The sequence below is a fragment of the Sulfitobacter sp. SH22 genome (assembly GCF_965641905.1).
Lineage (GTDB): Bacteria > Pseudomonadota > Alphaproteobacteria > Rhodobacterales > Rhodobacteraceae > Sulfitobacter.
On record NZ_OZ282573.1, the window covers coordinates 1,922,220 to 1,936,346 of the forward strand.

Annotated in this window: 13 protein-coding genes; 3 read left to right on the forward strand and 10 right to left on the reverse strand. The window is 58.3% G+C overall.

All coding sequences use genetic code 11. From position 1 onward, the window contains the following. Positions 1 to 14: 14 nt before the first annotated feature. Both ACSQ13_RS11440 and ACSQ13_RS11445 read right to left on the reverse strand, forming a co-directional pair. The gene (locus ACSQ13_RS11440) at positions 15 to 1,382 is read right to left on the reverse strand and encodes a sensor histidine kinase (protein WP_295509868.1); all 1,368 of its coding nucleotides are present in this window, start codon (positions 1,380 to 1,382) and stop codon (positions 15 to 17) included. Continuing rightward, positions 1,379 to 2,050 (reverse strand): winged helix-turn-helix domain-containing protein, encoded by a 672-nt coding sequence (locus tag ACSQ13_RS11445; protein ID WP_176250603.1) that lies wholly within the window; start codon positions 2,048 to 2,050, stop codon positions 1,379 to 1,381. The genes ACSQ13_RS11440 and ACSQ13_RS11445 overlap by 4 nt, the downstream gene beginning before the upstream one ends. Before the next feature lie 157 nt (positions 2,051 to 2,207). Here ACSQ13_RS11445 and ACSQ13_RS11450 point away from each other — a divergent pair, with 157 nt between their 5' ends. Continuing rightward, positions 2,208 to 3,326, forward strand: coding sequence for a Do family serine endopeptidase (locus ACSQ13_RS11450; protein ID WP_176250604.1), 1,119 nt, complete (start codon positions 2,208 to 2,210; stop codon positions 3,324 to 3,326). A 104-nt stretch (positions 3,327 to 3,430) separates the two neighbouring features. Here the strand turns inward: ACSQ13_RS11450 and ACSQ13_RS11455 are convergent, their stop codons facing one another. The 7 genes from ACSQ13_RS11455 to ACSQ13_RS11485 all read right to left on the reverse strand — a co-directional run bounded on the left by ACSQ13_RS11455 (position 3,431) and on the right by ACSQ13_RS11485 (position 11,086). Next, positions 3,431 to 4,576 carry an iron-containing alcohol dehydrogenase gene (locus ACSQ13_RS11455; protein WP_176250605.1) on the reverse strand — a complete coding sequence of 382 codons (1,146 nt, stop codon included), beginning with the start codon at positions 4,574 to 4,576 and terminating at the stop codon, positions 3,431 to 3,433. Positions 4,577 to 4,580: 4 nt separating this feature from the next. Then, the gene (locus ACSQ13_RS11460; RefSeq protein ID WP_295509873.1) at positions 4,581 to 5,957 is read right to left on the reverse strand and encodes an aldehyde dehydrogenase family protein; all 1,377 of its coding nucleotides are present in this window, start codon (positions 5,955 to 5,957) and stop codon (positions 4,581 to 4,583) included. A gap of 3 nt (positions 5,958 to 5,960) precedes the next feature. Further along, positions 5,961 to 7,322 (reverse strand): glutamine synthetase family protein, encoded by a 1,362-nt coding sequence (locus tag ACSQ13_RS11465; protein ID WP_176250607.1) that lies wholly within the window; start codon positions 7,320 to 7,322, stop codon positions 5,961 to 5,963. A 74-nt stretch (positions 7,323 to 7,396) separates the two neighbouring features. Further along, the gene (locus tag ACSQ13_RS11470) at positions 7,397 to 8,434 is read right to left on the reverse strand and encodes a TRAP transporter substrate-binding protein (protein ID WP_176250608.1); all 1,038 of its coding nucleotides are present in this window, start codon (positions 8,432 to 8,434) and stop codon (positions 7,397 to 7,399) included. 69 nt (positions 8,435 to 8,503) lie between these two features. Beyond that, entirely contained in the window at positions 8,504 to 9,829 is a 1,326-nt protein-coding gene (locus ACSQ13_RS11475) for a TRAP transporter large permease (RefSeq protein ID WP_176250609.1), read from the reverse strand. Next, entirely contained in the window at positions 9,819 to 10,340 is a 522-nt protein-coding gene (locus ACSQ13_RS11480) for a TRAP transporter small permease subunit (RefSeq protein WP_295509877.1), read from the reverse strand. Before ACSQ13_RS11480 ends, ACSQ13_RS11475 begins: the two co-directional genes overlap by 11 nt. Then, positions 10,337 to 11,086, reverse strand: a complete 750-nt coding sequence (locus ACSQ13_RS11485; protein ID WP_295509879.1) for an N-formylglutamate amidohydrolase — start codon at positions 11,084 to 11,086, stop codon at positions 10,337 to 10,339. The genes ACSQ13_RS11480 and ACSQ13_RS11485 overlap by 4 nt, the downstream gene beginning before the upstream one ends. A gap of 114 nt (positions 11,087 to 11,200) precedes the next feature. On the opposite strand from ACSQ13_RS11485, the gene ACSQ13_RS11490 reads away from it, so the two are divergent. After that, complete coding sequence (locus ACSQ13_RS11490; RefSeq protein ID WP_176250611.1) at positions 11,201 to 12,067, forward strand: MurR/RpiR family transcriptional regulator; 867 nt, start codon at positions 11,201 to 11,203, stop codon at positions 12,065 to 12,067. A 41-nt stretch (positions 12,068 to 12,108) separates the two neighbouring features. Here ACSQ13_RS11490 and ACSQ13_RS11495 read toward each other — a convergent pair whose 3' ends face one another. Then, positions 12,109 to 13,074 carry a sodium-dependent bicarbonate transport family permease gene (locus tag ACSQ13_RS11495; protein WP_176250612.1) on the reverse strand — a complete coding sequence of 322 codons (966 nt, stop codon included), beginning with the start codon at positions 13,072 to 13,074 and terminating at the stop codon, positions 12,109 to 12,111. Between the two features lie 97 nt (positions 13,075 to 13,171). Here ACSQ13_RS11495 and ACSQ13_RS11500 point away from each other — a divergent pair, with 97 nt between their 5' ends. Then, positions 13,172 to 14,104: a hydrogen peroxide-inducible genes activator gene (locus ACSQ13_RS11500; RefSeq protein ID WP_176250613.1), complete on the forward strand. Its 933-nt coding sequence runs from the start codon at positions 13,172 to 13,174 to the stop codon at positions 14,102 to 14,104. Positions 14,105 to 14,127 lie beyond the last annotated feature (23 nt).

Sequence of the window (14,127 nt, forward strand, 5' to 3'; positions counted from 1 at the left end):
GTCGTGTCACAGCATCAAATAGCCGCAGGACTATGTATTTGGAATTCGATCCTGACCCTGAGCCCCGGCGCGTTGTCGAGCAATGACAGATGACCGCCGTGCAGTTTCACCACCCCTTCCACCAGACTAAGCCCTAGGCCATTGCCGGGGGTATTTCTGCTGCGGTCCAGACGGTAAAGCCGGCGCACCACCTTTTCGCGCTCGGCTGCCGGGATGCCGGGGCCGTTATCGGCGATTTCCACAATCGCGCGGCCCGCGTTTTGCGCAAGCGTTACGGTAATCTTGCTGCCTTCGGGGGTATGGCGCATGGCGTTTTCAACCAGATTTGCCAGCACTTGCCCAAGAAGGTTCTTGTCGCCCACCACCTGTACCATCTTATCAGGCACCGCACAGACAAGCGACTGCCCCTTGGCGGCGGCGGCGGGTTCATAGACCTCGGTCATCGTCTCGCAAAGCTGGTTCAGATTGACGGGTTTGAAATGCGCCTTGGGTGAACCGGATTCGACCGATGCAATCTGCAACAACGATTGAAACACCGATGCAATCCCCGCGACCTCGTCCTGTGCCTTGCCCAGCAACGCGCCTTCGTCCGATGCAGAGGGAACGGTGCGGGCCATATCATCCAGATACACGGCAACCCGCTGGATCGGCGTTTTCAGATCGTGGGCAATATCCGACGACACCTGCCGCAACATCTGGGTCTGTGCCTCTTGGGCACCGGCCATCTGGTTTACCTTGTCGCCAATCCGCACCAGATCATCCGCCCAGCGGGGCCCCATGGTCACCCGTGCAGTCAGATCGCCGTTGGTCAGATCATCCAATGTGCCGCCAATCACCTCGACGTGGCGTTTGCTGCGCCGCGCCAGATACAGCCCACCCGACAAGGCGATCAGGATCGTCGGCAACAGGCTCAGCAACAGGATGTTAAAGAACACGACCCGCAAGGCCTCGATCTGGGCAAGGCTGCGTGCAACGGTCAACTGCCCGCCATAAAGCCGGATTGTCAGGGACAGATAATCGCCGTCATATTCTGTCCGGCTCTTGGCGAGCGACACGATATGATAACCTTCGTCGTCCCGCGCGATGGCCCCGTTGCCAAAGATCTGCCCGTTCGGGGTGATATAGCTCAGGATCACGCGGCCCGGATCGGTGCCGCGCGATTCAGCATCCACCAACAAGGCCACAGCCCGCGAATTGGGCGCGGCCCGAAACCCTGCGATGTCTTGTTCCAGATCGGCGCGGATCGCGGTTTCAAACGAATTGCGGGTCACCGCATAGCTGGCCAGAAGACTGATCAGGCTCACGGTGGAAAACAGCAGCACCAGTAACAGTGCCAACCGAACCGGCATCGACCGCCAAAGCTGCCGGATGCGCCCCCTCATGCATCCATCCTGTAGCCCGCGCCGCGCACGGTCTGGATCAGTTCGCGGTCAAAGGGTTTATCCACCTTGGCCCGCAGCCGGCTGATGTGGGTTTCGACCACATTGGTCATGGGATCGAAACTGATGTCCCAGACGGCCTCAAGCAGCATGGTGCGGGTCTGGACCCTGCCCTTGCGGCGCAGCAGGTGTTCCAGCAGGGCAAATTCGCGCGGCAGCAGATCAATTTCCTGACCGCCCCGCGTGACCTTGCGGGTGATCAGATGCATTTCAAGGTCCCCAGCCCGCAGAACGGTTTCCTGTTCGATCGCTTGGGGCCGACGCGCCAGCGCCGCGACCCGCGCAGATAATTCGCCAAAGGCAAAGGGCTTGACCAGATAATCATCGCCGCCCGCATTTAACCCGCTGATCCGGTCATCGACGTTGCCCATCGCCGTCAAAAACAACACCGGCGTGGTATTGCCCGCGCCGCGCAAGGTCTTGACAAGCGTCAGCCCGTCCACCTCTGGCAGCATCCGGTCGATGATGAGCACGTCATAGCTGCCCGATGTCGCCTGAAACAGGCCTTCGCGCCCGTCCGTCACCAGATCAACACTGTGCCCCTCTTCGCGCAGGCCGCGGGCGATATAGGTGCCGGTGGTGGCATCGTCTTCTACTACAAGCAGTTTCATTTCATCCGTTCCGTATGAACCATGACACGGCGATAGCCTAAAATCAGGCGTCTGGCAGCCCTGCACAGCAATCTTACAGATTTGTATATGGGGCAAAAACGCCCTGTAACAACGGGCTGCCATTTGGGTGTCATACCGATGATGCAAGGAAGCAAACATGACATCTATTATGAAATCCCCCCGCCGCGCGATGCCATTTGTATTGGCCGCTGCCTTGGCGTCGACCTCTTTGGTGGCGATTGCCCCGACATCTGCACTGGCCGTTCCGGCGGGTGGCTATGCCGATCTGGTTGAAACGATATCCCCTTCGGTGGTGTTTATCGAAGTCTCTGGCACAACCGCGAAATCCCCCGTCCAGATGGAAATGCCCCAAGGTATGCCCGAAGAATTGCGCAAGCGGTTTGAACAGATGATGCCCGGCCAAGGTGCCGAGGCGCAGCCTGTTCAGGGTCTTGGCTCGGGCTTTATCATTTCGACCGACGGGCAGATCGTGACAAATAACCACGTGGTCGAAGGTGCGGACAAGGTCACCGTAAAACTGTCGGACGGGCGCAGCTTTGAGGCAAAAGTCGTCGGCAGCGATCCGATGACCGACATTGCCCTGCTGAAAATCGAAGCCGATGTTGATCTGCCTGCCGTCAAATTCGGATCGTCTGAAAACATGCGCGTGGGCGATGAAGTCGTGGCGATGGGCAACCCCTTTGGTCTGGGGGGCACCGTGACCACTGGCATAGTGTCGGCCAAATCGCGCAATATCAACGCGGGCCCCTATGATGATTTCATCCAGACCGATGCGGCGATCAACCGTGGCAATTCGGGGGGGCCGCTGTTCAACAACGCTGGCGAAGTGATTGGCGTCAATACTGCGATCCTGTCGCCGGGTGGCGGGTCGGTCGGCATCGGGTTTTCCGTGCCCTCCGATCTGGTGCAAAACATCGTCGCCGATCTGGCCGATGACGGCACCATCACACGCGGCTGGCTCGGGGTGCAAATCCGCCCGATGACACAAGAAGTCGCACAGGTCTTGGGCTATGACGTTCCCAAAGGTGCGGTGATCGAAGCGGTGAGCGACGAAAGCCCGGCCAAGAAAGCCGGCCTTGAAAAGGGGGATATCATCTTGTCCTTCAACGGCACCGCGATCGACGAATTGCGCGATCTGACCCGCGCCGTGGCGGACACGGACCCCGATCAAACGGCGGATGTGGTGATCTTGCACAAAGGCAAGGAAGTAACCCGCGCCGTCAAGATCGGCACTTTGGCGGCCAAAGACGCCTAAGCACATCTGCCAGCGGGCTTACCTCGTCCAGGGCTGGCAATGACACTCCGGCCCACATGCCCCGATAGAGACATCTATCGGGGCATGTGTGGTTTCAGACCCGCTTAGATGGTCGCCTCGAACAGCTTGCGCAGGTTTTCCGTGGTCAAGGTGACGGGGTTGCCGCCGCAAGACGGGTCTTCCAGTGCCATGGCGACCAGATCATCCATGCGATCAGCGGTCACGCCCATTTCAGACAGTTTGCGCGGAATGGCAAAGCTGTCGTTGAAATCCTGAACAAAGCTGCGGAACCCGTCATAGCCGCCGTCAATACGCAGGTATCCAGCCGCACGGTCGAACCGTTCGCGGATCATCGGTTCGTTCAGGTCCAGCACCGCAGGCATGCACACCGCGTTGGTGGTCCCGTGGTGGGTGTTGAAGACCGCGCCGACGGGATGGCTCATCGCATGGATCGCGCCGAGACCCTTTTGAAATGCCGTTGCCCCCATCGCGGCGGCTGACATCATCTGCGCGCGCGCCTCGATATCGGTGCCATCCGCATAGGCGCGGGGCAGATAGTCAATGACCAGACGCATGCCTTCTAGCGCGATACCCTGGCTCATCGGGTGGTAAAACGGGCTGCTAAATGCCTCGACACAATGGGCAAAGGCATCAAGACCTGTGCCTGCGGTGATGTGTTTGGGCATCCCGACCGTCAGTTCGGGGTCGCAGATCACGACCGTTGGCAGAACCTTGGGGTGGAAGATGATCTTTTTCACATGGGTTTCAGAATTGGTCAGCACCGATGCGCGGCCGACTTCCGATCCGGTGCCAGCCGTGGTCGGCACGGCGATGATCGGCGCGATGGCATCTGCATCGGCGCGGGTCCACCAGTCGCCGACATCCTCGTAATCCCAAACGGGGCGTGTCTGGCCCGCCATGAATGCAACCATCTTGCCCAGATCAAGGCCCGACCCGCCGCCAAAGGCGATTACGCCGTCATGACCGCCGTCACGGTACACCTGAAGCCCCGCGGCAAGGTTGATTTCGGTCGGGTTCGCATCCACTTCGGAGAACATGGCCCGGCCAAAGCCAGCAGCCTCGAGCAGATCGAGCGTCTTGGTGGTGATGGCCATCGATGCCAGCCCCTTGTCGGTGACAAGCAGCGGTTTCTTGATGCCGGCGGCCTCGCAGGCCTTGCCGATCTCAGAAATACGGCCCGCACCAAAACGCATCGCGGTGGGGTAGGACCAGTTGTTTTTCAGCTCCATAGGATCAAGCCTTTTTAAGGTGGTAAGATTTGGGACGCGTCAGCGCCTGAAAGCCCAGCACGGACAATCCTGTGCCCTGGCCGGTGTCTTTGCAGCCCGTCCAGCACAGCGCCGGATCAAGGTAATCACAGCGGTTCATGAAGACCGTGCCGGTTTCCAACTGCGCACCGATGGCGTCAGCGGCATCTGCATCCTTGGTGAAAATCGCAGCCGTCAGACCGAACTGGCAATCGTTCATCAACGCAATCGCCTCGGCGTCATCCTTGACCGGCATGATGCCAACCACGGGACCGAAACTTTCGTCGCGCATGACGCGCATGTTGTGGGTTACGTTCGTCAGGATTTGCGGCGTCAGATAGGCGGCACCGTCATCTTCGGCAAAGGGTTCGATCAGTGCAGTTGCGCCATCGGCCACAGCTTCGGCGATCTGGGCGCGCACTTCGGCGGCAAAGCGCACGTTGGCCATCGGCCCGATGGTGGTTTCCTGTTCCAGCGGGTTGCCAAGCTTCAGGGCATTCACCCAAGCCACAGCTTTTTCGACAAAGGCATCATACAGGCTTTCGTGTACATAAATCCGTTCAATCCCGCAGCAGCATTGCCCCGCGTTGAACATCGCGCCGTCCATCAACCCGTCAACCGCCGCATCCACATTGGCATCGGCACGCACGTAACCGGGGTCTTTGCCGCCCAGTTCGGTCGCGACAGGTGTGAATGTGCCGGCTGCTGCAATTTCCATCGCCTTGCCGCCCCCGACCGAGCCGGTGAAGTTGACGAAACCGAACTGGCGTTCAGCGATCAGCGCCGATGTGGTGTCGTGATCCAGAAACACGTTCTGGAATACATCCTCCGGAATGCCCGCCGCATGAAACGCTTCGGCCAGACGTTCGCCCACCTGCAAGGTTTGCGTGGCGTGTTTCAGCACAACCGTATTGCCCGCGATCAAGGCAGGGGCAACGGTGTTGATCGCCGTCATGTAAGGATAGTTCCACGGGGCCACGACCAGCACAACGCCGCGCGGCTCACGGGTGATCTTGCGGGTGGCTTTTTCGCTGTCTTCGATAATCATCGGAGCCAGCGCCTGCTCCGCGATGTCGGCCATATAGCTGGCGCGTTCGTTGAACCCGCCGAATTCCCCGCCATAGCGCACTGGGCGGCCCATCTGATGGGCCAGTTCAACCGCCATGCGGTCGGTCGTTTTGCCCACTTCGGCGACGGCGGCGCGCACCAGATCAACGCGTTCAGCCAGCGGGCGTGCCGCCCACAAGGTCTGCGCCGATTTCGCCTGTGCACATACGTCACGGGCAGCCTCCAGCGACAGGACAGGGCGTTCCAGATAAACCGATCCGTCAATCGGTGAGATACATTTCAGGGTCTTTGTCATTGCTTATGCTCGCTCAAATCCGCGGTTGATTTCCCAGTCGGTTACGACCTTGTCGTATTCCTCCTGCTCCCATTCGGCTGCGCGGGTGTAATGGTCAACCACATCGTCGCCAAGGGCCTCGCGCAGCATGGCAGAGTTGCGCAAGGTTTCGGTTGCAGCCCGCAAGGTGCGCGGAATTTCGGTCACGCTTGCGTCTTCATAGGCATCCCCCATTGTGGGCTCTTGCAGGGGCAGCTTTTCCTCGATCCCCTTCAGGCCCGCCGCCAGCAAAACCGCCTGCGCCAGATAGGGGTTCAGGTCCGACCCGCCGATGCGACATTCAACGCGAATGCCCTTGGTGCCATCGCCACACAGCCGGAAACCGGCGGTGCGGTTATCAACGGACCACACCGTTTTCGTGGGCGCAAATGTGCCTTTGGCAAAGCGTTTGTAGCTGTTGATATAGGGGGCCAGAAAATAGGTGATGTCGGGCGCGTATTTGATCAGCCCAGCCATGAAATGCCCCATCAGCCCGGACATGCCCAGCTTGGCATCCTTGTCGAAAAACGCAGGTGTGCCGTCTTTCCACAGCGACATATGCACGTGGCTGGAGGACCCGACCTTATCCGCCGCCCATTTCGGTAGGAACGACGCCGAAAAGCCCTGCTGAAAGGCGATTTCCTTGATCGCCTGTTTCGAAATCGTGTGGTTATCGGCGCAATCAAGGGCATCGGCATAGCGGATGTTCAACTCTTGCTGGCCGGTTTCGGCCTCGCCTTTGGTGCATTCAATCGGCACGCCCGCAGCCACCAGATGGTTGCGCAAGGGTTGCAGGAAAGCTTCTTCCTTGGTGGTCTGGAACAGGCAGTAATCTTCGTTATGACCATTCAACGGCACAAGGTTTGCGTATTTTTCTTTCTGGAGGGTGCGGTAATCGCCCTCGAACAAAAAGAATTCAAGCTCGGTCGCCATCATCGCGTCAAAGCCCAAGGCATCAAGCCGCGCAATCTGCTTTTTCAGCATCGAACGCGGGGAATGGGGCACAGGTTCGTGGGTGTGGTGATCAAGTACATCGCCCAGCACCAGAACGGTTTTATCCAGCCACGGCACCTGGCGCATCGTCGACATATCGGGGCGCAAGACATAGTCGCCATAGCCGGTTTGCCAACTGGTAGATGCAAAGCCTTCGGGCGTGGACATCACCAGATCGGTGGCCAGCAAATAGTTGCAGCAATGGGTTTCCGTGTGGGAATGGTCGATGAAATTGGTCACGTGAAAACGCTTGCCCATCAGGCGGCCCTGCATATCGACAAGGGCCACCAAGACGGTGTCGACCTCGCCGTTATCGGCCATTTCCCTGAGCGTATCGAATGTTAAGTTGCCCATGTGCAGACGTTCCTTTTGCATGTGTGAGGGCGGCACAAACGCGCCGCCCCTTTTGATCTGTGTCGGACCAGCGATCAGCCGAAGGTATAGGGCGGACCCGCTTTCGACGTCACATTATTATAGTCACGGAAAATCTGAACGATTTTCGCAGCTGTTTCGCCTTCTTCAGCCATCTCGTCCCAGAACTTAACCGCCGCTTCTTCAACGGTTTTCCATTCTTCCTGCGGAACGGATGTCAGTTCCAGCTTTTCGCCAGACGCGCGCAGACGCGCTTCGCCGCCCCAATACCACTGGTTGCGGTAGGTGTGGCTTGCCTCGATCGCCGAAGACACGATCTGTTTCAGGTGATCCGGCAGTTCTGCCCATTTTTCGGCGTTCACAAAGAACGACCCGATCCATGCACCCGAAATGTTGTTGGTGCAGAAATAGTTGGTCACATCGGCCCAACCCACGGTGTAGTCTTCGGTGATGCCCGACCACGCCATACCGTCCAGTTCGCCTGTTTGAACGGCAACTTCGGCGTCCTCGTAGGGGATGTTCACCGGAACAACGCCAAACTGAGACAGGAACCGACCCGCCGTCGGGAAGGTATAGAGTTTCAGCCCGTCCATATCGGCCAGCGATCTGATCGGCTTGACCGTGTTGAAGTTGCACGGATCTTGACCCGCAGCAGACAGCCAATGCACGCCGACCTTGGCGTATTCTTCGCGCCAGATGTCAGCCAGACCGTATTGGTTGAACAGCACAGGCACATCCAACGCGTGTTTGGTCGCCAACGGGAAATACCCGCCAAAGGACCGCACAGGTGTCGGGGAGGCCATCGAATCGTCGTCCGAATGCACACCGTCGATGGTGCCGCGCTGAAGCGCCTGGAACAATTCGCCCGTTGGAACGATCTGGTCGGCATAGAACAGTTCGATCTCAAGTTGGCCCTGGCAGGCCGCGTTGATCGCATCGATGGCGGGTTTTGTTACTTCTTCACCAAGGGCCGCACCGGCATAGGTCTGAAAGCGCCAGCGGATCGTTTCCTGCGCGTGCAGGATCGACGGGGTGGCAAGGGCTGCGGGACCAGCGATTGCGGCCCCCTTGAGAAACTTACGTCTGGTTGTCATCTGACATACTCCTTGTTGGGTTTCGGGTTTGAAGGGCCGGTTCATCCGGCCACGTGGTGGTTATTTCGGTTAATTGCCGTAGACATAGTTGGGCAGCCAAAGTGCGATCTGCGGGAACAGCATCACAACAGCCAAGGCCAGCACCATCACGCCCACGAATGGAATGATCGACCGGTAGATATCCGTGATCGTGATCTCGGGCGGGGCCATCGCGCGCATCAAGAACAGGTTATAGCCGAACGGCGGGGTCATATAGGCGATCTGGCAGGTGATCGTATAAAGCACACCATACCACACCAGATCGAACCCCAACGCACCGACCAGCGGCACATAAAGCGGGGCCACGATAACCAGCATCGCCGTATCATCCAGAAACGTGCCCATGACCAAGAAGGACAGTTGCATCAGGATCAGGATCACCCAAGGGTTCAGGCCCCATTGTTCGGTGAACAGGCTCTCGATCGCCTTGACCGCGCCCAGCCCGTCAAACACGGCACCAAAGGCCAGCGCCGCAAGGATGATCCACATGAACATGCAGGTGATCGCAAGGGTCTGTCGCACGGATGTCTCGAACACCTGACGTGTCATCCGGCCTTTCAGCACAGCCGCCAGAAACGCCGCGATTGCCCCGATGGCCGAACTTTCCACCAGCGAGGTCCAGCCGTTCACGAACGGCACCATCATCACGGCAAAGATCACCACAGGCAGCAGCCCGGCACGCAACAGGCGCAGCTTTTCCGGCCAGCCGACATCGCGTTCTTCTGCGGACAAGGCAGGCCCAAGCTCAGGGTTCAACCGGCAGCGGATGGCGATGTAGATGATGAACATCGTCGCCATCATCAGGCCCGGAATGGCACCGGCCAGCCACAACTGCCCGACCGGTTGCCGCGCGATCATTGCGTAAAGCACCAGCACCACCGACGGCGGCACAAGGATGCCCAAACTGGACCCGGCCTGAATGACACCGGTCACCATCAGCTTGTCATAATTCCGTTTCAGCAATTCGGGCAGCGCAATCGTGGCCCCGATCGCCATGCCTGCAACAGACAGACCGTTCATCGCGGAAATCAGCACCATCAGGCCGATCGTCCCGATCGCCAGACCACCGCGCAGGCCACCCATCCAGACGTGGAACATCTTGTACAGATCATCCGCGATTTTGGATTCGGACAGCACATAGCCCATGAAGATAAACATCGGCAGCGTCAGCAACGGATACCAGCGCATCAGCTTGATCGCGGCGGAAAACCCGATGTCATAGCCACCCCGGTCGCCCCACAAAAACAGCGCAGCCATCACCGCGACAAAGCCGATGGCACCGAACACCCGCTGCCCCGTCAGCAGCATCAGCATCATCGTCGAAAACATCAATATGGCGATCAGTTCATAGGGCATCACGTGTGTCCTCACCGGATTTGAGGAAAAGGATGTCTTTGAACAATTCAGAGACAGCTTGGAGCAGCATCAGGAAAATACCGATGCACATGGTCACCTTGACCGGCCACATATAGGGACGCCACGCCGTCGGGCTGCGTTCACCCCCATATTTAAAGGAATACAGCGTGGATTCGATGCCGCCCCACAGCAGGATCACCAGATAGACCAGCAAAAACATAACGGTAATGGTGTCCGTCCAGGCTTTCTTGCGCGGGGTAAGTTCGGCATAGAACAGATCCATCCGCACATTCGACCCCATTTGCAGCGCATAGGGACCACCCAGAATGTAATAGCCCACCATCACAAACTGCGCCATTTCCAGCGTCCACAGTTGCGGTGATGCAAAGGTTTTATTGTAGGAGGACCACAGCAAAATGCCCATCAGGACGAAAATGCCGTACATCGCGATCCGGCCCAACCCATAGTTAAAGCCATCCACCAGCGAGATATATTTACGCATCGCCTTCATTCCGATGCCTCTTGAAAAAGGGTGGGAAACGCGGCGCGCAACACTTCATTCAGATGTTGCGCCATGGCATGGGCCGTATCGCCCGTGTCGATCAGGTCGTTTCGAATTTCGATCATCACCGCAGGTATCCCATGCGCTTCGCCATGTTTCTGGAGCGAATAGGTCACGCCATCCGTGGCGGCATAAGGTTCGTTCAACGCGGCCCGGTAGGTGCCGTTGAGCTGCTCTTGGGTCAGCAATGCTTGTGCTGTGGTCGGGTCGCTGTGAAACAGGAAACCCAATTCAACGTCACGCTTGGTCCCGTTGTAAATCGGGGTAAAGCTGTGAATGGTCACGACCAACTGCGGCGCTGCCTGTCTGCGCAATTCGTCCACCGCATCGTGAAACGGCGTGTGCACGCGGTCAAAGCGGCTTTGCTTTTCCTGATCCGACAGGTTTGCGTTCCCCGGAATGTCAAAAACTTCGCTGCGGGCCGGAATGCAATCGGGCGCGGTCAAAGGTCGGTTGCAATCATAGACCAACCGCGAAATTCCGCCTGCCACCAATGGAGCGTCCAGCATCCCCGACAGCGCAACCGCCACATCAAGCGCTCCGATATCCCACGCCGCATGGGAGGCCTGCGCAGCCGGGCTAAGCCCCAGATCAAAGTCTTGGGGGATGAAATCGGACGCATGTTCGCAGATCAGCAATACAGGCCCCCGCCCGCTGCCGTTTGTCACCTGCACTGCCGTCCAATCGCTGTTCAAACCGAAAATACCCCCTTGGCTTGCCACCATCACTACAGATTTTTCTAGCAAGTCAAGAATTTTTCTGTAACCTTTGCTTCACAAACTGAAACTCTGTACCGAAAGGAACAGCCTTTGCACAAAAAAGCACTGGTCCGCGATTTGCTCAAAGAAAAGCAGACAGAGTTAACCGCTGCGGAGCGGAAGCTGTCGGCCGTTCTGCTTGACGATTCATTGCTGACCGGGCTGCAATCCATCAACCGTTTGGCCGAATGTGCCGAGGTGTCGTCGCCAACGATTATCCGATTGGCGCGCAAGCTGGGCTTTGACGGGTTCTCGGATATGCAAGACGCCATCCGCGAGGAAATCGGCGCGCGGATGAAGCAACCGCTTGCCAAGCTTGACGCAGCCCCCCCGTCCGACAGCCGCGATCATATCGTGTCGCGTTTTATCGAAGCGGTGTCCGACAACATCAACCGCACCCTTGACCGTCTGGACCTGACCGAATTCGACCAGGTGGCCGAACTGCTGTCCGACCCTGCGCATCGCCTGTATTTGTTGGGCGGGCGCATCACGCGGTCCAACGCGCATTACTTTTTCAACCACCTGCAAATCATCCGCCCCCAAGTGACATTGCTGGATTCGTCGCCAAGCGTCTGGCCGCAGTCCTTGCTGGATATGGATGCAGGTGCGGTCTTGGTGATCTTTGACATTCGCCGCTACGAGAAAGAGCTGGAAAAGCTGGCCAATCTTGCCGTCAAACAGGGGGCCAGCATTGTCCTTTTCACAGACGCATGGGGGTCGCCGATCGAAAAATACGCGCGGTTCTGTTTCCGCGCGATGGTCGAGGTCCCCTCAAGCTGGGATTCGACCCTTGCGATCAATTTCCTGATCGAAGCCTTGGTTGCCGAGGTGCAATCGCGCAGTTCCGATCAAAGCGCCGAACGTATCGCCGCGCTTGAGCAAATGATCGGCGAATCAAAGATCTTTCGCAGCAATTAGGGTGGGGCAGGCTTTGGATGCCCCACCCCCACCTGTCAGTTTCAAAGCTGCGCCAGCCATAGATAGACGGGCAACCCGATTGTGATGTTGAACGGAAAGGTCACGCCCAGCGACAGGGTCAGGTAAATCCCCGCCTCTGCCTTGGGCAGGGCGATCCGCATGGCAGCAGGCACCGCGATATAGGATGCCGATGCCGACAGCACCATAAGCAGGAACAAGCTGCCTTGTTGCAAACCAACCGCCGCGCCCAGCGCCCAAGCGAGGATGGCACCGATCAGCGGCATCAGCATGCCAAAAGCGAACAGGCCCGTGGTCAGAAGATGCCGGTTGGCGATCACACTGCGCCCGGCATTCAGACCCATATCCAGCAGAAACAGACACAAGATGCCGGTGAACGGTGTGACCACAAAGGGGGCGATCATCGTCATCCCCTGATCGCCGGTCAGCGCACCGATGGCAAAGGCACCGACCAGCAGCACGATTGACCCGTTCGCCAACAGCTCGCGGTAAAGACCGGGGCCCGCCTTGCCCTCGCCCGAGAACTTGTTGGCGATCCAGAGTGCGGACAAGATGGCCGGCACCTCCATCGCGGCGGCCACGGCGATCATGTAGCCATCGAATGCCACGCCCGTCAGCTCTAGCAAACTACTTGCCGCCACAAAGGTCACGATCGAGATCGACCCGTAATGCCCCGCAACCGCTGCTGCATTCATCGTATCCAGCCGCGTCATTGAGCGCAGCAGGCCAAAGGCGATGAAAGGTATCACGAATGACAGCGCGACCCCGATCCCGATGGTCACAAACATATCTGCATGCAGCCCGTAGGTGGCCAGACTGCTCCCGCCTTTGAACCCAATCGCCAAAAGCAGATACAGCGACATGAATTTGGCCGCACCTGCCGGAATTGACAGATCGCTTCGTGCAAAGGCTGCAATCAGACCCAGAACGAAAAACAGGATGGTCGGGACCAAAAGGTTGCCCAAGAGTGTATCGAAGATGCTGTGCATGTGTCTGCTCCAATCAGAATGTCATGGGGCTTTCGCAGACAGCGATAGGTAATAAAAATACTTGCTAACAAAGTATTTCATAGTATCAAACTATGCTATGCGCCCAACACTTCGCCAGCTTGAATATATTGTGACGGTCCAACGTCTGGGCAGGTTCGGGCTGGCCGCTGATCTTTTGAATGTCAGCCAGCCCAGCCTGTCGGCCCAGATCGCGGCGGTCGAGGACGAATTGGGCATCCGTCTGTTTGAGCGCAGCCGTGGCGGTGTGCAGATCACCAGCAAGGGCGAGGAATTTGTCGCACGCGCCCAAAAGATTCTGGCCGAGGTTCAGGACCTGCGTCAGGCGATGACAAGCGACGCGCCGTTTTCGGGGCGTTTGCGCCTTGGCGTCTTGCCGTCCATCGGCCCCTATCTATTACCGCAAGTGGTCAAGGAAATTCACCACCAGCAACCCGACCTGCGCATTGTCGTGCGCGAAGAAAACACCCGCGATCTGGAACAAGGCCTGCGCAGCGGCCGGTTTGATGCAATCATCTCCACCCCCGAAGATCACCCCAACACCCATCAGGAGCGCCTGTTCAACGAAAGCCTTTGGGTCGCTGTGGCGGTCGATGATCCGCTGGCCAGCCAGGACGCCGCAACAGCCGAGACCCTTGCAGGACGGTTGCTGCTGACTTTGGACAACAGTCACAGATTGTCGCGCATCGTCTATGCGCTGGCGGCAGATATCGGCGGTGTGGTTTCCGATGACTACGAAGGGACCAGCCTTGATTCGATTTTGCTGATGGCGGCCACAGGCACCGGTGTGGCGGTGATCCCCGAACTTTTCGCCCGCCGCCAGGCAATCTACCGCGAAGAGGTGGTGATCAAGCCGCTAGATCTGCCCTTTGCCAACCGTGACATCGCGCTGCTGTTTCGTGCAGGCCAGAAAACAGGTGTCGGGCCAGCGCTGCTTGCTGCGGCGCTTAGGTCTGCTGCCAAACGGCTGGACCTGCGCGGCTATGACAAACAAGACACCCCGGCCGCATAACGCGCGCAAAACGGCAATATGCC